The sequence below is a fragment of the Rhodococcus sp. P14 genome, from assembly GCF_000256505.1.
GTDB lineage: Bacteria > Actinomycetota > Actinomycetes > Mycobacteriales > Mycobacteriaceae > Rhodococcus > Rhodococcus ruber.
Genome location: NZ_AJFC01000292.1, coordinates 31,291 through 56,336, shown reverse-complemented (window position 1 = coordinate 56,336; position 25,046 = coordinate 31,291). Strand labels below are relative to the sequence as shown.

Here is a 25,046-nt window from a genome sequence, read left to right as displayed (position 1 = left end):
CCTCGGTGCCGTGTCGCAGGAGCGGACGCAGGTGAGCAGCCGAGTTGTCGAGAATCGCCATGAGCCAATCCTCGGCCAGCGTGATGCTGCGGCCGAGCTTGCAGGCCCGGGTCAGGACAAGCTGCGCGTCCTTCACGCTGTCCGTCGCCCCCGACAGTCCGGTACGGGTATGACCGACTCCGGCGATCGCGGTGGAGGCGAGCGCGTGCAACCGCTCCAGGAACTCCGGTGCCGCAACATTCTGCAGGACCACCACCATGCGTTCGTCGTCGAACAGTACCGCGCCACCATTGCCGGCGAGTTCCTCGTCGAGGCGAGCAGACAGGTGCCGGGGGAAACCTTCGATACAGGCGACTTGAAAGGGTCCGTCCGGGTCGAATCCGAGGGAGGTGGCGAGCGCGCGATGCTGCAACGCTGTTCCCGAAATCAGGGCATGGAGAAATTCCCGCTGAATCACCGCGCGGGTTGTCGAGTTCGAGCGCAGTTCGTCGGAATGACCCTCCGCCACAGCAGCACTCAAGCGGTGGAACCAGTTCCACAGCAGTGCCACGACGGACAGCAGCGGTTCGCTGGTGCCGGCATTCTCCGCGCGCGACAGCTCGAGCAGTTCGTTCCAGATCTCCCGGTAGGCAATGTGATACGCTTCGATCACATTGCCGAGCGCGATACCCTGTGCGGCACGTCGGCGTCCCAGTTCTCGGGCCCCGGAAATTTGGGACGGACTCGGGGTCCTCTGCTCCTGCAATCCGGCAAGGATTCCTGCCACCTGACCTGCCACCACTTCGCGGTGAGAAGCCGGTGGCACCACCGAGTATTGCGGTACCTCGGATCGGATGCGGTTCACCACGAGGTCGGAGAGCTGCGAGCCTTTGTCGGTGATCTGCGCGAGCAGCGCAACGAGGTGCACCTGGCTCTTCTGCGTTCTGCCCAAATCCGAGGTCTCCTTCTGCGGGATTTCGTCATGGAATTCCGGATCAGACCACTTTAACTTCGTGTTCACGTCCAGTCTTAGGAGAGTGCTACACCGATGTCGTCGATGCCCGCCGCCGAGGCTCTTGCCCGCCGAGTCGATCTCGCCGATCGATTCGCGGCCGCCAACGGCCCAATTCTGCTGACCGGGGTGCAGGCAGTGTGTCGGGTGCCGCTCGACATGCGCCGGATCGACGCGCGCAACGAACTGCGCACCCGAGCCTTCGTCAGCGGCTACCAGGGATCGCCACTGGGGACGCTCGATTTCACCATGCGACCCATTTCGGGGCTGCTGGCGGAGCACGGCGTCGACTTCGTGCCGGGGATGAACGAGTTTCTCGCTGCGACTGCGGTGCAGGGAACTCAGTCGGTGGGGCAGTTGGGTTCGCCGTATGCCGGAGTCTCGGGCTACTGGTACGGCAAGGCACCTGGGGTCGACCAGGCGCTCGACGCGATCCGGCACGGAAACCTGATGGGGACGAGTGCGGACGGCGGGGTCCTGGCCTTCTGCGGTGACGATGCGACGGCGAAATCCTCGACGGTACCGTGCGGTTCGGAAACGGTTCTGCGGTCGGCTCTCGTTCCGACCTTGATGCCGGCCGATGCGCAGGAGGTGCTGCACTGGGGCCTGCACGGTGTGTCGATGTCGCGGGCGAGTGGTGCGTGGGTGGCCATGAAAGTCGCCACCCACGTCGCAGATTCGTTGGCGTGTGTCGAGGCGGACACGGACGGATTCGACCCTGTGTTTCCCCTCGTCGACGGTCGTCGCTACGTCCACGAGGTGATGACCAAGCCGGTGGCAGCGGCCGCGGTGGCCGCGGAACGTAACCTTCTGGAAGTTCGACTGCCCCTCGCCCTCGAATACGCACGACTCAACGGCTTGAACCGGATCGTGGCCTCTGGACGCGATGACGTACTGGGCATCGCCGTTGCGGGGCAGCCGTACCTCGAAGTACGGCAGGCGTTGTCCGACATGGGTCTCGGCGACGACGAAGCGTTGGCCGCGGCCGGCATCCGCCTCCTCAAGATCGGTATGATCTGGCCTCTGGACGAGCAGATCGTGCGTCAGTTCGCCGATGGGTTGAACAAGATCCTGGTGGTCGAAGACAAAGGTCCGTTCCTCGAGACTCTGGTCAAGGAGGCGCTGTACGGTGCCGGGGCCGGCCCGATCGTGATCGGCAAGACCGACCAGCACGGGCATGCCGTGCTGCCGAGCCACGGCGGTGTCGACGCGGACGCGATCACCGGGGCGCTCGCCCCGATGATCCTTGCGAACAAGGATGTCGCTTCGGTGCGCGATCGGCTTCGTCGGCTGGCTCCGCCGTCGAAGCTTCTTCTTCCTCTCACGATCGCCTCCCGCACCCCGTACTTCTGCTCGGGATGCCCGCACAACAGTTCGACGAAGGCGCCCGAAGGGTCGCTGATGGGCGCCGGGATCGGTTGCCACGGTATGACGACGTTCATGGACCCCGAACAAGTCGGCAATGTCACCGGGCTCACACAGATGGGAGGCGAAGGTGCCCAGTGGATCGGACAGCAGGCGTACGTCCACGCAGATCACATCTTCCAGAACCTCGGTGACGGGACGTTGTCGCACTCGGGATTGATGGCGGTCCGGGCCTCGGTCGCCGCCAGGACCAACATCACGTACAAGGTGCTGTACAACTCGACGGTGGCGATGACCGGCGGCCAGGATGCTGTCGGGGAGTACACCGTGCCGAAGCTCGCCGGCACCTTGGCGTCGGAGGGGGTCGAGCGGATCTGCATCACGACCGATCATCCGGAGAACTACAAGGGTGTGCGGCTTCCGGCCAGGACCACCGTCCACGACCGAACCGAACTGCTGACCCTGCAGGAAGAACTGCGAACAGTCCCCGGTACCACCGTGCTCATCCATGACCAGCCCTGTGCTGCAGAACTGCGCCGGCATCGCAAACGCGGCAAGGCGCCGCAACCGGCGGTGCGGGTGGTGATCAACGAGCGGATCTGCGAAGGATGCGGTGACTGCGGCCGCAAATCGAACTGCCTGTCCGTCGTCCCGGTCGACACCGAGTTCGGCCGCAAGACACAGATTCACCAGGCCTCGTGCAATTCCGACCTCACCTGCATGACCGGTGACTGCCCGTCGTTCATGGAGATCGTGCCCGACAAGGACTATGCGGGGCCGCAACGCCCGGCCGCCGCGCCCCTGAGCCACGATGCGCTGCCCGACCCGGCCGGTTCCACCGACGCGCCGGAGGAGTTCAACATCCGCATCACGGGGATCGGCGGTACCGGCATCGTGACGGTCGCGCAGACGCTGGCTGTCGCCGGATACATGGACGGGTTGATGCCGCGCAGCCTCGACCAGGTAGGGCTGTCGCAGAAGGCCGGTCCGGTGGTCAGCGACGTGAAGTTCACACGCGCCGCGCATTCGCTCTCGCCCAAGGTCTCGACCGCGACATGCGACCTGTATCTGGGCTGCGACATCCTGGTCGCGGGCCACCCGGACAATCTGGCCGTCGCGGATTCGCAGCGCACCGTTGCGGTGGTGTCCACAGCCGAGGTGCCGAGCGGCGCGATGATTCGTAACCCGGAGACAGCATTCGTCGATCAGGGTCCTCTCACCGGGCGGATCGATGCCCGCACCCGCGCCGACCGCAACACCTACGTCGACGTTCAGCGGTTGTCGCTCGAGCTGTTCGGCAGTGACCAGTACGCGAACATGATGCTCGTCGGAGTGGCGTACCAGGCGGGCGCCTTACCGCTGTCGGCTGCAGCGATCGAACGAGCGATCGAAATCAACGGTGTCTCGGTCGAGACGAATCTGCAAGCGTTCCGGCGGGGGCGTCAGTCGGTCAGCGATCCGGCCGGACTCGACGACGCCCTCGTGCAGCTGGACCCCGCCACCGAGAATCGGAAGACGCCGAGCGCTACCGCGGTGCGACTGGCGGACTCGACCGGTGTGGAGCGCGACACCGAACTGTGGCACACCATCGCGCGCTTCTCCGAGGATCTCATCGACTACCAGAACGCCGAATACGCGCGTCGCTACGTCGACGTGGTGGCCCGAGCCCATACCGCGGAGCGCGACGCCACTCCGGGCGTGAACGACTTCACCGCGGCCGTCGCAGCGAACCTGTATCGGCTGATGGCATACAAGGACGAGTACGAGGTGGCGCGCCTTGCGCTCGATGCAGTCGAACGCAGCAGGATCACGCGAGACTACGGCCCCAAGGCGAAGATCACCTGGAAGCTGCATCCGCCGATCCTGCGGGCGATGGGCATGAAGAACAAGATTTCTCTCGGACCGTGGTTCTCGGTCGTGTACGTCGCGCTTCGCGCGGCGAGAAAGGTGCGCGGTACACGCCTCGACCTGTTCGGCTACACCCGGATGCGACGGCTGGAACGTGAACTGGTCGACGACTACATTCGCGTGATCGACGAACTCGGCAATGCACTCCGCACCGACAACCACGCAGCGGCCGTGGAGGTCGCTTCTGCACCGGACGTGGTGCGCGGCTACGAACACGTCAAGCTCGCCAACGTCGACGAGTACAACGCCCGGCTCACCTCGTTGCGCAGCGGGTTCTTCGAGGGGGTCGCATCGTGACACCCGTTGCACGCCCGGTTCGGGTGCTGGTGGTCGAGCCCTTCCCGGCAGAAGTCGCGGCCGCACTGTCCGCACGGTTCGACGTGGCCGTACTGTCCGACGGTGCCGCACGCGTCGACGACGCCGACATCGTCGCGTGCTCCTCGCTCGGAACGGTCGACGCGCCTCTGATGGACCGGCTGCCACGTTTGCAGGCCGTGGTGAACCTCGGTGTCGGCATCGACAACATCGACGTCGACCACGCGGCGCAGCGGGGTATCGGGGTGAGCAATACCCCGGGCGTGCTCGACGAATGCGTCGCAGACACCGCGGTCGGACTGCTGATCAACGTTGTGCGCCGATTCCCCGCGGCGGACCGGTACGTTCGGGCCGGGCGGTGGGCAGAAGGCCTGTTCCCGACAACCCGCAACGTCAGCGGAATGCACATCGGCATCGTGGGACTCGGCCGCATCGGTCGTGCCGTCGCCACACGACTGTCGGCGTTCGGGTGTCCGGTCGCCTACCACAATCGTCGTCCCGATCCCGACGTGGCGTACCCGTACGTCGACGATCCGATCGAGCTGGCGTCCCGGTCGGATGCGTTGATCGTCGCCGCGTCCGGCAGCCCCGACAACACCGGGATGATCGACCGCGCAGTGCTGCAGGCCCTCGGCCCGAACGGATACCTGATCAACATAGCCCGAGGACATCTCGTCGACGAGCAAGCTCTCGTCGACCTACTCGGCACCGGCGGGTTGGCAGGTGCCGGCCTCGACGTGTACGTCGACGAACCGAACGTGCCGGAACCGCTGCGCCGGCTCGACAACACCGTGTTGCTGCCGCACGTCGGAAGCGCAACGGAGCGAACCCGCGCCGCGATGGGCGAACTGTTCCTCGACAACCTTCGGCAGTTCCTCACCGACGGCACGTTCGTCACACCGGTCGTCGCGCCCCGCGGCGGTGCGACCGCACAGTTCGAACCGTCGCCGATCGACCGGTGAACGGTGGGCTGCACAGCCCGTCGAATCACATCTTCGTCACTGGATTGGAAAAACATGCCTGACTACAGATCTCGGATCGTCACTCGCGGTGTGGAGCGGACCCTGCACCGTTATCAGTTGCGGGCGACCGGCCTCGACGACCGGGCCATCGATCAGCCGTTCATCGGTGTCGCTCATACGTTGGGCGAGGTCAGCCCGTGCTCACAGTCACTGAAGTCCCAGGTCGACGCCGCCAAGCTAGGTGTCGAGGTCGGTGGAGGCACCGCGCGGGAGTTCTCCACGATCTCGGTGTCCGATGTGCTCACGCAGAATCACGAGGGCATGCGATATTCACTGATGTCGCGGGAAGCCATCGCCGACTCCGTGGAGATCGTGATGCGCGCCCAGCAGTACGACGCGCTGGTCGGCGTGGGGGCGTGTGACAAGACCATCCCCGGCATGCTGATGGCGATGGTGCGGTTGAACGTGCCGAGTCTGTTCCTGCACGGCGGCACGATGCTGCTCGGATTCGTCGACGGTAAGCCGACCAATCCTCTGTCGGTCCTCGAAGGCATCGGAAAGGTACAGGCGGGCCTGATGGCTGCCGACGAGTTGGAGCGCATGGCGCACGACGTCCAGTCGACCGTCGGCTCGTGCCCCGGTCAATTCTCGTCCGGAACAGGTGGTGCCTATGCGGAGACCCTGGGTCTGGCACCGCTGGGAACCACGACCATTCCCGCGGCATACACCGAACGTCAGGCGGTGGCCCGCCGTGCCGGTGAGCAGCTGATGGAAAACCTGCGCCGGGGCGGCCCGCTGCCCCGTGAAGTGGTGACCCGGCGGAGCCTCGAGAACGCGGCAGCGGTGGTGGCTGCGACCGGCGGCACGACGAACGCGGCACTGCACCTGCCGGCGATCGCCCACGAAGCCGGAATCGACTTCCGGATGAAGGATCTCGCGGAGGTCTTCCGACGCACGCCGCACATCGCGGCACTCACGCCCGGTGGCCCGTACGTGCCGCACGACCTGCACCGGATCGGGGGAGTCCCCGTGGTGCTCAAGGCGCTGCTGGACGGGGGGTACCTCCACGGTGACGCACTGACGTTCGACGGCCGGTCGCTTGCCACCGCGCTCGCCGACGTCGCCGAGCCCGACGGTGATGTGGTGCGGAGCACCGACGATCCGATCCGCGCTTCCGGCGGTCTGGTCGTTCTGACCGGAAGTCTGGCCCCGGACGGAGCCGTGATCAAGGTGTCGGCGGCACCGAAACTCTCGTTCGAGGGAACAGCACGTGTCTTCGAATCCGAGCAGGACGCGTACCGAGCCGTCCGGCGGCGCGAGTACACCGAGGGAGATGTCGTCGTCATCCGTAACGAAGGTCCCAAGGGCGGTCCTGGCATGCGGGAGATGCTGAGCGTGACATCCGCGATCGTCGGTCAGGGTATGGCGGAGAAGACGGCGCTGGTGACCGACGGGCGGTTCTCCGGTGGCACCCGTGGGCTGTGTGTGGGCCACGTGTGCCCGGAGGCTGCGGACGGCGGACCGATCGCACTCGTGGAGAACGGTGACCGAATTCGTATCGACGCAGTGGCAGGAACGATCGAGTTGCTGGTCGCCCACAGCGAACTCGAACGCCGGCGCCGCGAGCTGACGCCCCGGCACCGGGAAACACCGTTGGCCGGAGCCTCCGAGAAGTACGCTCGTCTGGTGGGGTCTGCGGACAGGGGAGCAGTCACTCACAGCGGAAACCTGAAGTGGGAGATCGAAACACCCGAAAACGAGTGACCCGTCGCAATCGAGACGCATCACGCGGGTCGCTTCGGCGACTCGGCATCGGCTTCGCATCATCGGCGAGAAAGAAGTTCACTTCGGACATGGTGACGACACGGGTACGCACTGCACTTCGAAACCTTCCCTACTTGTGGAGCATGCTCGACCTCCGCTTTCCCAAGTCCGATCCCGCCGAACGCGTACTCGACCGGTGTCCGACCATCGAAGACCTCAGGGAAGCGGCACGCGTGCGCACCCCTCGTCCGGTGTTCGACTTCGTCGACGGTGCTGCCGGTACCGAGAGCGGTAAGGTGCGGGCGCTGGAAGCATTCGATCGCGTGTACAACCATCCCGGCCCGGTCGGCGCCACAGCCGGTATCGATATCGATCTCTCGGTCGAGGTGTTCGGAAAGCGCCAGGCCGTGCCGCTCGTGCTCGGACCGACCGGGTTCACCAGGCTCGCGCACACGGCGGGGGAATCGGCTGTGGCCAAGGCCGCAGGAGCCGCCGGCATCCCGTACACGCTGTCGACTCCGGCCACGTGTTCCATCGAAGACATCGCTCGAATCGATCCGCGGCCCGATCTGTGGTTCCAGCTCTATGTGTTGCGGGATCGAGTCTTGACGCTCGACCTGGTGCGTCGAGCCGAAACTGAGGGATACCGCGTTCTCGTACTGACCGTCGATACGCCGGTCGCCGGGGACCGACGCCGCGACAGCCGAAACGGATTCTCCATCCCGGCGAAGGTCGGATTCGGGAGCATGGTGCGGATGGCACGGCACCCGGGGTGGCTCACAGGAGCAGCGACGTCGGAACCGCTCGACTTGGCGTCGTTCCCGCTGGCAGGGAAGGGCGACATGTGGTCGCGGCTCCAGGCTGTCACGGACTCGAACTTCGGTTTCGACGAAATCTCGTGGGTACGTGCAGCATGGGACGGACCGCTTGTCGTCAAGGGAATACTCGACCCGCAGTTGGCCCGTCGGGCCGTCGACCTCGGTGCCGACGGCGTCGTCGTTTCGAACCACGGCGGCCGCCAACTCGATCGGACCGTCGCCCCGCTGGACGCGCTCGAGCCGATCGTGGACGCCGTAGGCGCCGACGCATCGGTTTTTCTCGACGGCGGCGTACGCGAGGGCGCGGACATCGCCGCAGCCGTTGCTCTCGGCGCGACCGCAGTTTTCGTCGGCCGCCCCTACCTCTACGGCCTCATGGCGGCCGGGGAGCGCGGGGTCGGGCACGCGATCGAGATCTTCCGTCACGGCCTCGACCACCACCTTCGGCTTCTCGGCGTCGACGCGGTGGCGAAGTTGGATCGACGTCACGTCACCCTGGCGCCGAGCCCCCTCGGGGATTCGATGTCGACCCGCTTCGATCCGGCCGCACCGGGGACTGTGCCGGTGATCGGATAGTTTTCGATGCGCGACGGGGGCATTTCGAAGGCACCGGTGCGTCGAACCCATCCGGAGCGGACCTCCCTGGGAAGGTGACACAGTGGCGTCTTCGGTCCGGTATGTCCTTCTCGTCGTCGGCGGCTTCACCGCGGGGCTGGTGCTGGCCGCCCCGAGCGTCGACACCTATCCCTTGGCCGACGGGTTTCTGCCCGGCCCGGTGTTCACCTCCGACGTCGCCGCCGCCGCAGCCGGGGGGCTCGCGGCGCTGGCGGTGGCGGCATCGATTCGTCGGCGCGCGCTTGCGCCCGCCCTGGTCGGGGCGATGGTCGTGGCCGTCGTCGCGCTGCCGGGAGGGTGGCGGTTCGACATGTACGCCGCGACGATCGGCGCGGGCCTGCTGCTCGGCGCGCTCGTCGTGCTGGGCACCGGAAAGCTGCACGCCGCCCTCGTCGGAGCGGTGGTGGCCGGGCTGCTGACGGCCGAGCCGCTCGCACAGTTCCGTGAGCTGGACTCGGCGCCTCAGCGGTACGCGTCCTACCTGGCAGCGAGCGTGCAACCGGTCAATGCCGTGTGGCTGCCGCTGGCGATCGTCACCGCCGTCGCGGCGGGGGTGGTGGCGCTGACCGCCGCAAACGACACGGCGCCGGTCGACGCGTCTCGGGCCCGCGGGCGGGAGGTGGCCGTGGGTATCGGTGTGCCGATCCTCGGGGTGGGGTTGTACTGGTCGTTCCACCACGCTCTGTTCTCTCTGGACGATGCCGGGGAAGGGCGATGGTTGCTGGGCCTGGTGGCGGTGCCTGTGCTCATCGCCGCGGCGCTGTGGCTGCGGGGACGGACGGGGACGGTGCTCCTGGCGGCGACGGCGGTGGTCGTCGCCGTGGGCGGTACCGTCTCGTGGTCGCCGGCGGCGTGGCCGGCGCTGCTGATCGCGCCGGCTCTTGTGGCCGTCGGTGTGTGGCTGGGTCGCCGCAGGCCGATCCCGCTGATCGGTGTCGGTCTGCTCGCGCTCGCCGCGGCTGCCGGGATCTTCGATCGTCCCCCGTGGGACAACGCGAATTTTGTGGCGACGATCCTTGTGGTGCCGTTCGCCGCCGCGTACTCGATCGTCGCGTCACTGCCGTCGACGGCGCCCGTGACCGCCACCTCGCTGACCCTGCTGGCGGTGCTGGCGCTGCCGCTGCTCGCGCAGTTCGGGTGGACGGCCTACACCCCGCTCACCGACGACCCGGCCGGGTGGAGCCCGAGTGCGTGGACGTGGACGTCGGTGGGTGCGACGACCGCCGCCGTCCTGGCCTGCGGTGCGGCGATGGCATGGCTTCGATACCGCAGCGCGAGCGAGGACGTCGGAACCTGACCGGGAGCCGCGGAAACGGACACTGCGAGAATCCGAGCATGCCTGACTCCACGCGCGGATACTTCACCGAATCCGACGGCACGTACCTTCCCACGAAGTACGCCGTCAGCCCCTGGTCGTCGACCATGCTGGCCGGGCCGTGCGTGACCGGCCTGCTCGCCCGGGAGCTCGACAAGGACCACGGTCCCGACGGGTTCGTCCCCGCCCGGCTCACCGTCGACCTGTTCCGGCCGGTGCAGAACGCGCCCGTGCGGTTCGAGACGACCCGCGTGCGCGACGGCAACCGCATCCGCGTCGCCGACGCCTACCTCATCCAGGGCGACGACGTCACCGCCCGCGGAACCGTCGTCTACCTGCGCCCGTCCGAGCAGCCGCCGGGCACGGTGTGGACCCGGGACGAGCACCCGACGCCGCCCGCCGAGGCGTTCGACGGCCCGGAGACCGGATTCGCGCGCACCTGGTTCGGCAGCGACGCGCACCCCGAGGGCTGGTCGCAGGTGCGGGCCGAGCACCAGAACGCGAGCCGGAAACGCATGTGGTCCCGGCAGATTCCGGTGCTCGTGGGGGAGGAGATGTCGCCGTTCGTGCGGACCGCGGTCGTCGGCGAGGGCACCAGTTTCATGGCCAACTGGAGCGACGAGGGCGTCGGCTTCATCAACGGCGATCTCACCCGGACCCTCTCGCGGCTGCCCGTCGGCACCGAGGTCGGCGTCGAAGCCGACCACCACCTCAGCGCCGACGGCGTCGCGGTGGGCACCTCGGTGCTGTTCGACCGGCTCGGCCCGTTCGGGACGGGCGCCGTCACGTGCCTGGCGAACGCTCGTCGTCAGGTGAACTTCGGTTGAGCGGCACTGTGCCGAGCGTGCAGTTCTCGTGGTGGTTGCCCGGCGAGTCGTCACGAGAACTGCACATTCGAGCGAACCCGTGACTCCCCGGGGGGCATGGGCCGCATCCGGCCCACATCGCTTCAAGCGATAACAACACCTGTTATCGTGATGTCGTGGCTGTCGGCTTCGGTGACTTCGTTCGCATCCGGCGGGGGATTCTGGGTCTCTCGCAGCGGGAGCTCGCCGAGCGCTCCGGCATCAAGCAACCCCTGATCGCCGCGATCGAGACAGGACGACGGCAGCCGTCCGAGCCGGCTCGTTCGGCGCTGACGGCAGCCCTGCCCGTTCGTCCCTCCGAGGCTCTGGCAGCCCGACGTGGAGAAGTGTGCGAGCTCTTCGCCGAGGCAGGGCTGCCGAACCCGAGGGTGTTCGGATCTGTGGCGCGCGGCGACGACGACTTCGCCTCGGATATCGACCTCATCGTGGATTTCAGCGATCGCCACGACATCGTCGATCTGCTCGAGTTGCAGCAAGCTTTGGAAGACCTGCTCACCGTGCGGGTCGAGATCGTCGACGGGCGAGCCGGGGGGCGCGTGGGGGACCGCGCCCGAAAGGAAGCCGTGGCGCTGTGACGTCGGAGAACTTGTGACGCCGGAGAAATATGCGGATGAGCGCGTTCGCCGTCGTTTGCAGGACCTCGCCGATTTCGCGGCAGACGCGTCCTACACGGTGGGACTCGGCTTGGAGGCCTACCTGGAGGACAGTCCCCACGGGCGCGTGCTGCGGAACAACGGTCGGCACATCCTGATCCAGGTGGCCACGGTCGTCGAGAAGTTGCCGGAGACGTTCAAGTCCGAGTTCCCCGGCGTCGACTGGGTTGCGATCGGACGGATGCGAAACCTGATCGCACACCACTACGACAAGGTGAACGACCGTCTCGTGTACTCGGCCCTGGCGACGCGGATTCCCGAGCTGAGCGCCACGCTGGGACTGCGCCACTGAGCTCGGCCCTCTGCCGCTCGCCTCGCAGTCTGGACGGCGCCGTACATCGACAACCGTCGCTTTCGTTGTCGATGTACGGCGCAGGTGTGGAGGGACGGGCGTAACGTCCTGAGGTGCGACAGGACGCCGAAGCGTGCGGCTGTCGTCGTCGCTACGGCGCCCCGAACCCGTAGGTGAAGCTGCCCGTCGTCCAGTTCATCGTCGCGTGGTACTTGTACCCGCTCATCGTGCCGTCGCCGTTGTCCTCGGTCGCGACGAAGCACTCGAACACCGTCGTCGTCTCGGTGAGGTTGTCGGTGGACCCGCCGTTGACGGGTGAGCAGGTCACCTCGATCACCGGCCCGTCGAACATTCCGTTGTCGATGTGCTTGTTCGCCATCTGCTCCACACTCGACTCGATCTCAGAGACGGATCGCGCGCGGGAGGCGCGCTCGGCGTTGTCGCGTTGCTGCTGCGCCGCCTTCTCGGCGGCCAGGCGTTCCGCTTCGCGCTGTGCAGCTTCCTCTGCCGCCGCGACCTGCGCCGCAACCTGGGCGTCGTGATTCAGCTTCCAGGTGAGCGCCCCACCACCCACGGCGAGCAGCAGGACTGCCAGCATGATCAGGAGCGGCTTCTTCCTGATTCGGCGCTTCTTGCCGTCGACGGCGCCGGAGCCGGGGAAGTCCAGCCACCGGGTGCCGTCCCAGTAACGCTGGCCCCCGTTCGGATCGGGGTACCAGCCGGCGGGTGCGGGCGTCTTGTCGTCCGACATCGTCTTGCCCTTCGTCTGAGAATCGACCCCAGGAGCGGGCGCCGTTCTGAGGTGGTGAGCGAGGCATTCGCTCGGGATGGGAGGGGGTCGGACGAGCGATACATTCGCTCGCTCCCCGAGGCGGGGAAGTGCCGGTGCGCCCGACCCCTCGCGGGCGCACCGGCCCCGGGGACGTCACCGCAGGGAGACGGTGACTCCGCCGGAGAACATGGAGTCGTGCAGTTCGATCGAGGCGGGAACCGCATCGACCGGCATGTCGAACACGACCGGCATCGTGACGGTGTTGCCGGGGTTGATCTCGTCCCAGAACGCGACGTCGGTCTCCAGGTTCAGCGCGGCGGACGTGTCCGGGCTGAACGTGCGGCCCTGGGAGTCGATCAACTTCTGATCGCTCGGGCTCAGACCCTTCGGCTGATCGGAGATGTTGGAGACCGTCATCGTCACGATGACGAACTGGCCCTGGGCTTCCTCGGCCAGGAACTGGTTGTCGCCCAACGTGGTCAGCCCGGTCTGCACCTCGGTGACGACGAACTCGAACTTGCCGTCGCGCACCGGGGTGTCGAGCCCTGCGGCCGGCTGCTCGGCCTGGGTGGGGCGGGACGGTGCCGACTCCCGATCTTCTCGGGTCTGCCCGGCCGACGGCGCGGTCGCCGTGGAGGAGTCCTCTTCGTCACCGCCGGACACACCGGCAATCACGAACAGCGCGACGACGGCTCCGACGACCCACGGCCACTTCTTGCGCTTCTTCTGCGGCGGCTGCGGCTGGACGGCCGAGTTCTGCCAGCCCGGGTACTGCGGGGCCGGGAAGCCCTGCGGCGGCTGGATACGCGGATCGTTCTGGTTCACGACAAACCTGCTTTCGAATGGAAGATGGGTGATCAGTCGCCGAGGCTGAGGGAGATGCCGTCCTCGGCTTCGGACTCGGTGAACGAAATGCCTCCGCGGTGGGAGATCTCCACCTCGTAGAAGGCGGCCCCGCGCGGGACGTCCGCGACGGCGAACGTGAAGATGCAGCTGTCGCCCATGTCGATGCTGCCGTCGAGCCGGCCTTTGGCGAGGAGGGTGCCGGACTGGTCCGAGACAGTCACCGCCGCCGCGGGGGACATGTCGGAGTAGCCACCCTCGCCCTCGCAGTCGAACTGCGTCGCGGAACTGGGGGTGAATCCGTCCTGCAGCGTCATCGTGCCGCCCACCGTGAACGAGTCCGGGCCGGCGATGTTCCGCACCACGAGCACGACCCCCGTCACCAGCGCACCGACGGCGAGGGCGGCGGCGACGCCGACGGTGAAACCCCGACGGAAGGCGCGCCGGGACGAATCGACCTCGGCCGCAGGGGCGGGATGAAGGCTCGGGTACGTCACAAGATCTCCTCGATCGAGCGGTGCGGGACGCTCCCAGCTTCGACCCGAGTAGCTCAATCGCAGTACCTTGAACGCGATAACGCGGGTTATCAATCGACTGATAGCGCCCCGTGCAATCGACGACAAGTCTCGACAGATCACCGCCCGCCTGCTCGCTCGACGCGAGCCGACCTCTTAAGTTGGTGCCATGGCAGACATCCTGGATTTCACGGGCCACAGCCTGAACGAGTCGGTGTGGGAGCAGCTCGCGCTCGACACCCTCGGCGAACTGGGCTGGCGTCCCGTGTCCGGAGTGGACATCGCCCCTGGCAGCGGGGAACGCTCGTCGTGGGACGACTTGGTGATCGAGCCGCGCCTGCGCACGGCGCTCGCCCGGCTGAACCCCGACCTGCCGCCCCAGGTGATCGAGCAGGCCGTGGACGTGGTCACCACCGCCGGATCCACCGACGCGATCTCGGAGAATCGCGCCGTGCACGCATACCTCACCGAAGGCTTGCGCAAGATCAACTATGTCGACGACAGCGGCGTGGAGGTCACACCCACGATCCGCCTGATTTCCGTGGACCCGGACGACAACGACTGGCTCGCCGCGCGTCAGGTGACCGTAATCCGCGGCGACCATGAGCGCCGCTTCGACGTGGTTCTGTACCTCAACGGGATGCCCGTCGCGGTGATCGAACTGAAGAACGCCGGCAGCGAGCATGCCGGGCTCAACGGTGCCCACGCCCAGCTGCACACCTACCTACGAGAGTTCCCGCTCGCGTTCCGCTTCGCCGTCGTCGCGCTCGTCTCCGACGGCATCACCGCCAAGTACGGGACGCCCTTCACCCCGTACGAACACTTCTCCCCCTGGAACGTCGACGACGACGGCCGCCCGATCGAACCCACCGGCGACCACACAGCCCTAGACGTCGCCCTGTACGGGCTGTTCAACCTCGAACGGTTCCTGCAGCTCGTACGCGACTTCACGGCGTTCGATCAGAGCGAGGGCGGGCTGATCAAGCGCATCGCCAAGCCGCACCAGTACTTCGCCGTCACCAAAGCCGTCGCGTCGACCGTGCACGCCGTCGACTCCGAGGGCAAGGCCGGCGTCGTCTGGCATACCCAGGGCTCCGGTAAGTCGATGGAAATGGAGCTGTACGCGAACCAGGTGATCCGCCACCCCCGGCTCGCCAACCCGACCGTCGTCGTCATCACCGACCGCAACGAACTCGACGGCCAACTCTACGAGACGTTTCTGCGCTCCCAGCTGCTCCCCGAGAAGCCGCGGCAGATTCGGCGCCGTGACGAACTCCGACAGGAACTGTCCGGCCGGACAACCGGCGGGATCTACTTCACGACCCTGCAGAAATTCGGGCGCAGCCGCGACGAACGCGAATCCGGCCACAGCCACCCCCTCCTCTCGGCCCGGCGCAACGTCATCGTCATCGTCGACGAGGCGCACCGCAGCCACTACGACAACCTCGACGGCTACGCGCGCCACCTGCGCGACGCGCTGCCGCACGCGACCCTCATCGCCTTCACCGGCACGCCCGTCTCGTTCGAGGACCGGGACACCCGGGCGGTGTTCGGCGACTACATCGACGTCTACGACCTCACCCGTGCGGTCGAGGACGGCGCCACCGTCCCGGTCCACTTCGAAAGCCGGCTGGTCAAGGTCGCGTTCGCCGGCGACGTGACCGAGGAGCAGATCGACGCGTCCGCCGACGAACTCACCGTCGGACTCGACGACACCGACCGCGACCGCATCGAGAAGTCCGTCGCGGTCGTCAACGCCGTCTACGGCGCGCCGGCCCGGCTGCACAAGCTCGCCGCCGACCTCGTCGAGCACTGGGAGAGTCGCCGCGAGCAGATGGCCAAATTCGTCGGGTCCGACGACAACCCCACCGCGCCCGGCAAGGCCCTGATCGTGTGCGCGACCCGCGAGATCTGCGCCAATCTCTACGACGAGATCGTCGCGCTGCGCCCGGATTGGCATTCGGACGAGATCTCCAGCGGGCGAATCAAAGTCGTCTACTCGGGAACCGCGGCCGATCAGCCGCCGATCGACAGACATGTGCGCCGCGACTCGGCGAACGCCGCGATCAAGAAGCGACTCAAGGACATCGATGACGAGCTCGAAATCGTCATCGTCAAGGACATGCTCCTCACCGGCTTCGATGCGCCGCCGCTGCACACCCTCTACCTCGACCGGCCGTTGAAGGGTGCGCTGCTCATGCAGGCCCTCGCCCGGGTCAACCGCACCTTCCGCGGCAAGCGCGACGGGCTGCTCGTGGCCTACGCGCCCGTCGCCGACAACCTCGCCGAGGCGCTGGCCGAGTACACGGCGACCGATCAGGAGACCAAACCGCTGGGCCGGCCGATCGAGGAGTCCGTCGACGCCGTCAAGAACCTGCTCACGGTGCTCGCGAACATGCTGCACGGTTTCGACTGGCGGTCGCGCCTCCGGTCCGCCACCGGACCGCGTAGCTATATCGAAGCCGTGCTCGCCACCGTGAACTACCTGCGCGACCCGAAGCTTCCGGAGAACCGGGTGCCGGAAGGGGACGAGACTCTTGCGGCCCGCTTCCGGAAATTCTCCTCCCAACTGTCCCGTTCCTGGGCGATCTGCGGCACCCATCCCGATCTGGGAGGGCTGGCCGCCGACGCGAAGTTCTTCGAGGAAGTCCGCGTCTACATGGCGAAGTTCGACGCCGAGGATCGGCAGGCGCGGGGGCTCGCTGTTCCGGAGGACGTGCGGCGCGCCTTGCGTCAGCTCATGGCCGCCTCGGTCGAATCGGGCGAGGTACTCGACATCTACGACGCCGCCGGCATTCCGCGGCCCTCGCTCACCGAACTCAATGCGGAGTTCCTGGCACGGGCCGAACACGCGAAGAACCCGAACCTCGCGATCGAGGCGCTTCGCAAGCTCATCAACGAGGAGGCGCGAAAGGTCGCACGGCACAATCTGGTACGTCAGCGAGCGTTCTCACAACGCCTGCAGGAGCTGATGAACAAGTACACCAATTCGCAGCTCACCTCGGCGGAGGTGATCGCCGCGCTGGTCGAGGTCGCGCAGGAGGTGCAGGCCGAGGGCGACCGCGGCCGCCGCTTCGATCCGCCGCTGGACTGGCACGAACTCGCCTTCTACGACGCCGTGGCCCAGAACGAATCCGCCGTCACCGAGCAGGGCGACGATGTGCTCGCCCAGATCGCCCGGGAACTCGTCGCCGTCATGCGTCGCGACGTCAGGACCGACTGGCGCGTGCGGGCCGACGTCAAGGCCAAGTTGCGCTCGCAGATCAAGCGGCTGCTCACGCGGTACAAATACCCGCCGGATCGGCAGGCAGGCGCGATCAAGCTGGTACTCGAACAGATGGAGGCGATCGCTCCGACGATGGCGGCGTGAGGGTGCGTTCTGCGCGCGCGTACTGGAGGGTGGCACTCACCGGCGGTCGCGACGTCGTCGCTTCGGCGCCCGTCGGCGTTCGAGGGACTCGGCGAACCCCAGGGCCGCACCGGCGGCCACGGCGACGATCGCCGCACCGGCCAGCACCTGCGTCGACGCCGCGAACGCGGTGACTGCCACGACGAACACCACCCAGGTCGCGGCGGCCGCCATCGCCTTCGGGTCGGCCCACCACGACCGGCGAGTCGAGCACAGGTGCAGCCGCTGCCACAGCACCCGCTCGGCGGCGGCGCACAACTCCTCCACCGCCGCCCGCACCGCGGTGACCTCCCCGGCGCCGGACGACACGAGCAGGGTGCGTACCCACTTCGGGTCGTCGTGCGCCGGCCGAGCCTCGGCGGACAGCACGGCGAGTTCGACGAGTCGCACCCGTGCCCGCGCGACATCGCCGAGAGCGGTGCGGATCTCGTCGGGGTCGAGCGTCTCGTGCCGCCGGAGCGCGGTCAGCAGGCGACGGTGATCGGCATGCAATTGTGCGCGCAGGCCCGTCCAGCCGAGCAGGTGGTACAGCGTCTCCCGGCTGTCCGCGCCGACATATCCGCCCCCGAGGTCGAGCAGCAACGCCCGGCCGTCCTTGCGCACGGCCACGTCCGTCGCGGCCGGCCGGTGCCAGGCCTGCAACCGTCCGCACGAGCGCGCCGCTGCCTCGGCCAGTACGCCGGCGGGTGGGCCGTCCACCAGACGGCGCGCCGCCTCGCGTGCGTCGCCGGCGACCTCGACCACCAGTCCCTCGATCGACGGTTCGTCGGTAAGGGGAGGCGCGGTGCGGACGGCGACCTGCGCGAGGGGGCGGTACACCTCCGTGTCGGGCAGCCGGGTGTCCAGTCGCGGGAACAGGTCGACCAGGCTGGCGTCGGCGGTGATCCCGAACGGGGCGAGGAAGGTGTCGAGGGTCCGCCGGAAGCCCGTCTCGGCGCCGTCGAACAGGGGGTCGCTGTGCCAGGTGAGCACGGCACCCGGTGGATCGGCGGACAGGATCTCGCAGACCAGTACCGGTCCGGCCCCCGGCACCTCCCACAGTGACGCACATGCCCCCGCCGGTCCGTCGTACGGGCGTGGGTGCGCGGCGGGGGTCGGCGCCCCGAAGGTCAGCCGAGTGCCGGGTTCGGCGCGGTGCCGGAAGGCCAGCAGGGCAGCGGGGCGTTCGAGGTAGCCGGTGCGGCCGGCGATCCGGGCCGGCAGGAACGGCTCGGCGTAGGGCACGGCGGGTACCGGGGGTGGTACGGGCCGTTCGCCGATGTCCAGGGGTAGGAACATCACCTTCAGCACGGCGGCCCGCACGGGTGTGCTGCCCGACTCGAGCCGGGCGCCGGGCGCGCTCACAGGGATGCGCATCATGGTTCGGTCATCGCTTTCGACACCGGCCACACCGGGCCGAGACGACGCTCCGTCCCGGGTGCATCGGCCGGGACGGAGCGAGGGGAGAGGTTTTCAGTGCGGTGTGCGCGCGTCGGTGGTGTCCTGCAGGGCGACCACGTGCGCCAGGGCGTCGTGGAGCCCGCGGCGGTAGCCCCGGGTGTGGGTGGACGATCCGACGGTCGCCAGTTCGTTTTCCAGATTGCTGCGAATATTCTGCAGCGCATGCCTGGTGATTTTCATGCGGCTCGTGCCTTCTTCTCTGCGCTGTCCTTTCTCGCCATCGAAAAAGCGGAGTATCGGGCCAGTTCGTCGAGTACGTACAGCCGGGCGGTTTCCAGCCCTTGGCGGTATCCCGGAAAGTCGATTTCGAGATTCCGGTCTCGCGTCATCATTTCGCCGATGTTCCGGTAGAGGGTCTCCAGAGTCGTTGTCGTGGAGTGCATTCGAGTGTGTGTCCCGGCTTTGATCGAGTGGTCAGCTCTTGCGCTTGCGGATGAGCTGACCCGCATCCTGAGCCTTGGCTCGTTTTTCCGCGCGGCGCTCCTTCAAAGCGCGGGCGGACTGTTTGGAACTTTTGACGGCGGACTTGGCAGCCATTGTCAATCCTTTCCGAATCGGCAATCGCGAACTCGGCTCGACCATACCCAAAAGAAAAAATAAGTCCACTTCGGAGGGGTTGCGTTCCCACATCCGCGTGCCGCCCGGTCGTCTGCGTCGGCAATCGTCGCCGCGGATGACTGGCCGGCGCGCGGCTATCGCCGGTGAACGGCCGCCCTCACGACGGTCCCGCGCGCAAGGCCACTGCCACTGCCGCTTCGGCGCCGTCGTACCAGGGTTGCCCGTGCCCCGGCGGGACGGTCTCGGCTCCCGTCTCGGCCAGCGCGGACAGCGACTCGAGCGCCTGCCGGCTGTCGGCGGTGGCGGCGCCGGCGACGATGTGCGGTCCCCGCCGGCACGTGTACGGGTCGAGGGCGCCGTTCGGCGACGACGCGCGTTTCGGATCCTGTCGGAGGACGGGCGCTCACGCGCCGGACGGGTGACGGCCGCGCCGCACGAGCCCGGTCAACGGACCCGACAGCAGCAACAACAGCAGGGGGTAGTACGACAGCGGCGGGACGGTCACGCTCAGGACCAGTGCCACCACCATGAGCGCCGTCAGCACGACAGTCCCCGCCAGATCCGGTGGCTCGGCGCCCGCCGTGACGGCCGGGTGCCGGCCGGCGGCCCACGCCGACAACATCAGCGCCGCCCCGCTGGCCGCCATGGTGCCGATGTACAGCGCACGTGTCGCGGTTTCGTCGGAGTTCGTCGCCACCAGCGCGGAGGGGAAGGGCAGGAAGACGATGGTGAGTGCCCACAGGAACAGCGCCCGATCGACCCAGGGATCGTCGGCGACGATGTCGCGTACCAGCCGGTGCTGCCCCCACCAGAACCGGAAGATGACGACGAAGCTCAGGGCGAACGCCCCGATCGCTCCGGTGGCGTCGTGCAGCAATTCGATCGTCGTCCCCTCGTGGTCGGAGGCTCGATCGACGAGCGGCAGCACCAGCAGGGTGATCGCGATGGCCACGATCGCGTCGAGGAACGTCAGATACCGTTCGAAGCTCCGGTCCCGCTCTCTCGGTTCCGCCATGGCTTCACAGCATGGCATCGCGCGTCCCGGCGCGGAGCCGAACGGCGGTCACGGCCGGGGGTCCGTGCGGGTCCACCGGGGCCGATCGTGGCGCGTGGCCGCGGTGCAGCGGCGGCACGGTACGACACCGTGTTCGCCGGTGTCCGCCAGGTACAGCGCCTCGCTCCACGGCACGTGCGGGAAGCGGGCGAGGCGGGCGCGGGAGAGCGGGAGTCCGCACAGGGTCTGATTGGTGCCGGGCGTCCAGGCGTGCGTATCGCCGCGCGGGTATCGGATTCCGTCGTCGTCGATCCACTGGCTCGACGCCGCGACCGCGGGTTCGGTTCGCCTGGCCATGAGTCCGGGTTCCCCGGCCGGGGCGGGGCCACGCCCCCCGACGAAAGATGAAGGACCGGCACGCTCGGTCGCCTCACGGCGAAAGGCGCAATGCAGCTCCAGCCGGACGGAACTCTGCAAAGGCAGAAATATTGAGCCCGGGGGACACGGAGCGTACCGATCCGAACTCTTCAACACCGACCCGTTCCCGGGTATTCCGGCCACGGTCCGGTGAACTGCGTCACGGACCGATCTCACGTTTCCGCCCGTGGAGGCGTCTACCCCGTATACACCGGATGGAAGGATCGAACCCGTGAACGCGACGCGAACCCACACGGTCGTCGACTCACCGATCGGACCGCTGACTCTGGTGCGGACCGCCGGGGCCCTCAGCGGCCTGTACCTCGCCGAACATCGGCACCGACCCGGCCCGCACACCTTCGGGGATCTCGCGGCGACCGGTTTCGAGGAGATCACCGAGCAGCTCGACGAATACTTCGCGGGCCGGCGCACCGAGTTCACCGTGCCGCTCGGGCTGCACGGAACCCCGTTCCAGCGCCGGGTATGGCAGGCGCTGCAGGCCGTCCCGTACGGCACGGTGTGCACGTACACCGAGCTCGCCGCCGCGGTCGGGCAACCCACCGCCGTGCGCGCGGTGGCCGCCGCCAACGGCCGCAACCCGGTGAGCATCGTGGTGCCGTGCCACCGCGTGATCGGCCGCGACGGCACCCTCACCGGGTACGCCGGCGGTCTCGACCGCAAGCGTTACCTGCTCGACCGGGAGGCGCAGGTGACCCGTGCCGTCCCGTGACCCGCTGCCCCCGTTCGAGCGGGTCGTCGCCGAGCACGGCGGCACCGTCCTGCGGGTGTGCCGCGCGCTGCTCGGTCCCGTCGACGCCGACGACGCCTGGTCCGAGACGTTTCTCGCCGCGCTGCGCGCCTACCCGGCGCTGCGTCCGGGCAGCAACGTCGAGGCGTGGCTCGTGACGATCGCCCATCGCAAGGCCGTCGACGTCCACCGGTCCCGGGCTCGCACGCCGGTACCCGTCGCCGTCCTCCCGGAGCGCCCGGCCGACGCGGGCATCCCCGCACCCGACGACGACCTGTGGTCCGCGGTCGCCGCGCTGCCGTTCACCCAACGCGCCGCCGTCGTCTACCACCACGTGGTGGGCCTGCCCTACGCCGAGATCGCCACGATCCTCGGCAACTCCACCGACGCCGCGCGCCGCGCCGCCGCCGACGGCCGGGCCGCGCTGCGCCGCCGCTATCCGACGGAGGAACCGTCATGACGCTCGAACCGTCCCCTGTCGCCACCGCCGATCTGACCCGCCTGCACGCCCGGCTGACCGTCGCTGCCGGCGCCGCCGACCTGCTCGACGTCGCCTACCGCATCGTGGACACCCCGGTCGGGCCGCTGCTGCTCGCCGCCACCCCCGCCGGACTCGTGCGGGTCGCGTACGCCGTCGAGAACCACGACGCGGTCCTCGATCGGCTCGCCGCCGACATCAGCCCCCGCATCCTTGCCGCACCCGCCCGGCTCGGCACCGCCGCCCGCCAGCTCGACGAGTACTTCCGCGGCACGCGCACCACCTTCGACCTGCCGCTCGACCTGACCCTGGCGCGGGGTTTCCGGCGCGAGGTGATCACGCACCTGCCCGGCTACGGCCGGACCGCGAGCTACGCCGAGGTGGCGGCCGTGGCGGGCAGCCCCCGCGCCGTCCGGGCGGTGGGCACGGCGTGCGCGAGGAATCCGCTGCCCGTCGTCCTGCCGTGCCATCGCGTGGTGCGCGGCGACGGCGACCTCGGCCGGTACGTGGGCGGGGTGGAAGCCAAGCGTGCCCTGCTCCGGCTCGAGACCGCGGCGTGAGCGTCGTCCTGCGGCCGACCGTGACGCCGCCGCTGGCCGCGGCGCCGATGCTCGCCGCGCTGCGCAGCCACACCGTCGCCGGTCTCGAACGGCACGACGCGGACACGGGCACGCACGTCCGGTCGGTGCGGGGGCGGTACGGTCCCACGGTGGTCGCGATCCGTCCCGGCTCCGAGCACGTGTCCGTCCGGATCGACGCGGATCGTCGCGACCTACCCGAGGTGGAGCAGACGGTCCGGCGGTGGCTGGACCTCGATGCCGACCCGGCCGTGATCGACGCGGCGCTCGGCGCCGATCCGTACCTCGCGCCGATGGTGGCGGCCCGGCCGGGACTGCGCGTGCTCGGGACGACGGACTGGTTCGACACCGCCGTCCAGACGGTGCTGGGACAGCAGGTCAGCGTCGCGGCGGCCGCCACGTTCGCCGGCCGCCTCGTCGCCCGCTACGGCGATCCGGGACGCGACGGCCTGCTCTGCTTCCCGTTGCCGACCGGGCTCGTCGGTGCGGACCCGCACGAACTGCAGGCGGCCGTGGGGCTGACCGGCGCCCGGGTGCGTACCGTGCTCGCGCTCGCCCGCGCCGCGGCCGACGGTCTCGATCCGTCCGACCCCGTGCGGTTCCGCCGGGACCTTCTCGGACTGCCGGGAATCGGGCCGTGGACCGTGGACTACCTCGCCGTGCGCGTGCTCGGGGACCGCGACGCGTGTCCCGTCGGAGATCTGGTGCTGCGCAGGGCCCTCGGCGTGGATACCGCCCGCGAGGTGACGGTCCGGACGCGGCGGTGGAGTCCGTGGCGGGCCTACGCCTCATTCCACCTGTGGACGCACGCCGCCTACGACTCGTCCGCGCCGTAGCAGTCGCGCACCGAGACCTGCATGGGGAAACGCACTTCGGTGGCTCCGAACAGCAACCGGGTGGCCGACTCCACCGCGGCGGACAGGTGTGCCGTCGCGGTCTCCGGCGTGCGGGTGTGCACCACGATCTCGTCGTGCTGGAAGAAGACGAGCTCACCGGCGTCGCCGGCGGCCAGGCGCAGACGCAGGTCGGCCAGCACGCACAGCGCCCACTCGGCGGCCGTCGCCTGGACGACGAAGTTGCGGGTGAACCGTCCCCGGGCCCGCGCGTCGCCGTGCACGAAGAAGCCGGCGTCGGGCGGCGGGCACGCGCGGCCCAGCCACGAATGCACCACCTCGCCGCGTTCCCCGGCCCGCGCGGCGTGCTCGACGAACTCCACCGCCTCGGGAAAACTACGCCTCAGCATCGTGAGCAACGCCCGCGACTCACCGGACGTCGCACCGTAGAGCACGCCGAGCACGGCCACCTTCGCCTTCGCGCGGTCGCCGCCGAACGTCGCCGCCGCCACCGGCGCGTACAGGTCCTCGGCCCCCGCCGCCGTCGTCATCCGCGGGTCGCCGGACATCGCGGCGAGGATGCGCGGTTCGAGCTGGCCGGCATCGGCGATCACGAAAACGTGGCCGGGCTCGGCGATCACGCTCGACCGCAACGCCTTCGGAATCTGCAGGGCCCCACCGCCGCGGCTCGCCCAGCGCCCGGACACCACGGCACCGGGCACATAGACCGGGCGGAACCGGCCGTCGCGCACCCAGGTGTCGAGCCAGTGCCAGCCGTTGGTGCTGTGCAGCTTCGACAGATCGCGGTGCTGCAGGAGCAGCGGCACCGCCGGATGGTCGAGTTCGCGCAGTACCCATTTGCGGGTGGACGGCACCTCGATGCCTTCCCGCCGGAACGCGTCGAGCACCTCGGTGTGCGAGGCCGGGTTGAGCGCACGACCGAAAACCGCACCGATCCGGGCGTTCAGTTCGGTTATCCGAGGCGGCAATCCGTCGTCGGTGGGGCGCGGGCCGAGGGTGCGCTCGAGCACCCGCCGGTGGGCGTCGGCGGAGAAGGGCAGCCCGTCGAAGCTCATCTCGGCGGCGGCCAGCGTGCCCGCCGATTCGGCGGCGACGAGCAGTTCGAGCCGGGCGCGGCCACCGAGTTCGGCCCGCTGCCGGGCGAACTCGGCGAGCACCGAGTCGAGGTCGGCGGTGGGAGCGACGTCGAACAGTCCCGGTCGCTGGTCGATCGGCTGTCCCGGCGGCGCGGGAATCCCGGCGCGTACGTTGAGGATTGCGCGGGTGGAGGCGAGGTCGTGGCATCGGCGCACGCGGGCCCCGCCGCGCAGCAGTGCGGGGTAGACGGAGGCGGTGCCGGTCCAGATCCAGCGCGGCGGGTTCGTCGCCTCGCACGTCCGCACGAATGTCGTCAGGTCGTCGTGGTGCTCGGCAGCGGCGAGCGGTCGTCCGTCGGGGTCGACCGGAACGGTCCACCCGCCGGGCGACTGCCCGCCGGCGGTGTCGGGAACCAGCACGGTGCGCACCGGTCCAGTCTGCACCGCCGTGCCGACACCGCCGGCGGACGGTCCCGTCCACGTCCGGCTCCGCACCCGCA

Annotated in this window: 23 protein-coding genes; 13 read left to right on the top strand and 10 right to left on the bottom strand. The window is 68.6% G+C overall.

What is annotated here, in order from left to right; genetic code table 11:
• Positions 1-1,000, bottom strand: a 1,000-nt coding sequence (locus OEY_RS0120635; RefSeq protein ID WP_237713771.1) for a hypothetical protein, incomplete at its 3' end; no start/stop codon positions are given.
• Between the two features lie 27 nt (positions 1,001-1,027).
• On the opposite strand from OEY_RS0120635, the gene OEY_RS0120630 reads away from it, so the two are divergent.
• From OEY_RS0120630 to OEY_RS0120595, 8 genes are all read left to right on the top strand, one after another.
• Positions 1,028-4,561, top strand: a complete 3,534-nt coding sequence (locus OEY_RS0120630) for an indolepyruvate ferredoxin oxidoreductase family protein (RefSeq protein WP_010595672.1) — start codon at positions 1,028-1,030, stop codon at positions 4,559-4,561.
• Between the two features lie 23 nt (positions 4,562-4,584).
• A complete protein-coding gene (locus OEY_RS0120625) occupies positions 4,585-5,541 on the top strand; it encodes a 2-hydroxyacid dehydrogenase (RefSeq protein WP_010595671.1) in 957 nt (318 codons plus the stop codon).
• Positions 5,542-5,595: 54 nt separating this feature from the next.
• Positions 5,596-7,305: a dihydroxy-acid dehydratase gene (locus OEY_RS0120620; RefSeq protein ID WP_043805633.1), complete on the top strand. Its 1,710-nt coding sequence runs from the start codon at positions 5,596-5,598 to the stop codon at positions 7,303-7,305.
• A gap of 233 nt (positions 7,306-7,538) precedes the next feature.
• Positions 7,539-8,699, top strand: a complete 1,161-nt coding sequence (locus tag OEY_RS0120615) for an alpha-hydroxy acid oxidase (RefSeq protein WP_234420130.1) — start codon at positions 7,539-7,541, stop codon at positions 8,697-8,699.
• 82 nt (positions 8,700-8,781) lie between these two features.
• Entirely contained in the window at positions 8,782-10,035 is a 1,254-nt protein-coding gene (locus OEY_RS0120610) for a hypothetical protein (protein WP_010595668.1), read from the top strand.
• Positions 10,036-10,073: 38 nt separating this feature from the next.
• Complete coding sequence (locus OEY_RS0120605) at positions 10,074-10,880, top strand: acyl-CoA thioesterase domain-containing protein (protein ID WP_010595667.1); 807 nt, start codon at positions 10,074-10,076, stop codon at positions 10,878-10,880.
• 155 nt (positions 10,881-11,035) lie between these two features.
• Complete coding sequence (locus OEY_RS0120600) at positions 11,036-11,494, top strand: XRE family transcriptional regulator (RefSeq protein WP_010595666.1); 459 nt, start codon at positions 11,036-11,038, stop codon at positions 11,492-11,494.
• Between the two features lie 109 nt (positions 11,495-11,603).
• A complete protein-coding gene (locus OEY_RS0120595) occupies positions 11,604-11,864 on the top strand; it encodes a HepT-like ribonuclease domain-containing protein (RefSeq protein WP_225223308.1) in 261 nt (86 codons plus the stop codon).
• A gap of 151 nt (positions 11,865-12,015) precedes the next feature.
• Here the strand turns inward: OEY_RS0120595 and OEY_RS0120590 are convergent, their stop codons facing one another.
• From OEY_RS0120590 to OEY_RS0120580, 3 genes are all read right to left on the bottom strand, one after another.
• Positions 12,016-12,615 (bottom strand): DUF2510 domain-containing protein, encoded by a 600-nt coding sequence (locus OEY_RS0120590; RefSeq protein ID WP_010595664.1) that lies wholly within the window; start codon positions 12,613-12,615, stop codon positions 12,016-12,018.
• Positions 12,616-12,789: 174 nt separating this feature from the next.
• Positions 12,790-13,461 carry a DUF4352 domain-containing protein gene (locus OEY_RS0120585; protein WP_010595663.1) on the bottom strand — a complete coding sequence of 224 codons (672 nt, stop codon included), beginning with the start codon at positions 13,459-13,461 and terminating at the stop codon, positions 12,790-12,792.
• 32 nt (positions 13,462-13,493) lie between these two features.
• The gene (locus tag OEY_RS0120580; protein ID WP_010595662.1) at positions 13,494-13,976 is read right to left on the bottom strand and encodes a hypothetical protein; all 483 of its coding nucleotides are present in this window, start codon (positions 13,974-13,976) and stop codon (positions 13,494-13,496) included.
• A 187-nt stretch (positions 13,977-14,163) separates the two neighbouring features.
• Here OEY_RS0120580 and OEY_RS0120575 point away from each other — a divergent pair, with 187 nt between their 5' ends.
• The gene (locus OEY_RS0120575) at positions 14,164-17,364 is read left to right on the top strand and encodes a type I restriction endonuclease subunit R (RefSeq protein ID WP_010595661.1); all 3,201 of its coding nucleotides are present in this window, start codon (positions 14,164-14,166) and stop codon (positions 17,362-17,364) included.
• Positions 17,365-17,400: 36 nt separating this feature from the next.
• Here the strand turns inward: OEY_RS0120575 and OEY_RS0120570 are convergent, their stop codons facing one another.
• From OEY_RS0120570 to OEY_RS0120550, 5 genes are all read right to left on the bottom strand, one after another.
• The gene (locus tag OEY_RS0120570; protein ID WP_043805634.1) at positions 17,401-18,762 is read right to left on the bottom strand and encodes a hypothetical protein; all 1,362 of its coding nucleotides are present in this window, start codon (positions 18,760-18,762) and stop codon (positions 17,401-17,403) included.
• A gap of 93 nt (positions 18,763-18,855) precedes the next feature.
• Entirely contained in the window at positions 18,856-19,023 is a 168-nt protein-coding gene (locus OEY_RS30895; RefSeq protein ID WP_017679713.1) for a hypothetical protein, read from the bottom strand.
• A 234-nt stretch (positions 19,024-19,257) separates the two neighbouring features.
• A complete protein-coding gene (locus tag OEY_RS31410) occupies positions 19,258-19,380 on the bottom strand; it encodes a hypothetical protein (RefSeq protein ID WP_255325546.1) in 123 nt (40 codons plus the stop codon).
• Between the two features lie 424 nt (positions 19,381-19,804).
• Positions 19,805-20,416, bottom strand: a complete 612-nt coding sequence (locus OEY_RS0120555; protein WP_010595659.1) for a TMEM175 family protein — start codon at positions 20,414-20,416, stop codon at positions 19,805-19,807.
• Between the two features lie 48 nt (positions 20,417-20,464).
• Positions 20,465-20,752: a hypothetical protein gene (locus OEY_RS0120550; protein ID WP_010595658.1), complete on the bottom strand. Its 288-nt coding sequence runs from the start codon at positions 20,750-20,752 to the stop codon at positions 20,465-20,467.
• Positions 20,753-21,044: 292 nt separating this feature from the next.
• Between OEY_RS0120550 and OEY_RS0120545 the strand changes: the two genes are divergently transcribed.
• From OEY_RS0120545 to OEY_RS0120530, 4 genes are read left to right on the top strand one after another with little or no spacing between them, the layout of a single operon-like run.
• Positions 21,045-21,542 (top strand): methylated-DNA--[protein]-cysteine S-methyltransferase, encoded by a 498-nt coding sequence (locus tag OEY_RS0120545; RefSeq protein ID WP_010595657.1) that lies wholly within the window; start codon positions 21,045-21,047, stop codon positions 21,540-21,542.
• A complete protein-coding gene (locus OEY_RS0120540) occupies positions 21,529-22,020 on the top strand; it encodes an RNA polymerase sigma factor (protein WP_010595656.1) in 492 nt (163 codons plus the stop codon). Before OEY_RS0120545 ends, OEY_RS0120540 begins: the two co-directional genes overlap by 14 nt.
• Positions 22,017-22,598, top strand: a complete 582-nt coding sequence (locus tag OEY_RS0120535; RefSeq protein ID WP_010595655.1) for a methylated-DNA--[protein]-cysteine S-methyltransferase — start codon at positions 22,017-22,019, stop codon at positions 22,596-22,598. Before OEY_RS0120540 ends, OEY_RS0120535 begins: the two co-directional genes overlap by 4 nt.
• Positions 22,595-23,452 carry a DNA-3-methyladenine glycosylase family protein gene (locus OEY_RS0120530; RefSeq protein ID WP_010595654.1) on the top strand — a complete coding sequence of 286 codons (858 nt, stop codon included), beginning with the start codon at positions 22,595-22,597 and terminating at the stop codon, positions 23,450-23,452. Before OEY_RS0120535 ends, OEY_RS0120530 begins: the two co-directional genes overlap by 4 nt.
• Here the strand turns inward: OEY_RS0120530 and OEY_RS0120525 are convergent.
• A complete protein-coding gene (locus OEY_RS0120525; RefSeq protein WP_029540140.1) occupies positions 23,431-24,975 on the bottom strand; it encodes a bifunctional 3'-5' exonuclease/DNA polymerase in 1,545 nt (514 codons plus the stop codon). The two genes, OEY_RS0120530 and OEY_RS0120525, sit on opposite strands and share 22 nt — an antisense overlap.
• Positions 24,976-25,046 lie beyond the last annotated feature (71 nt).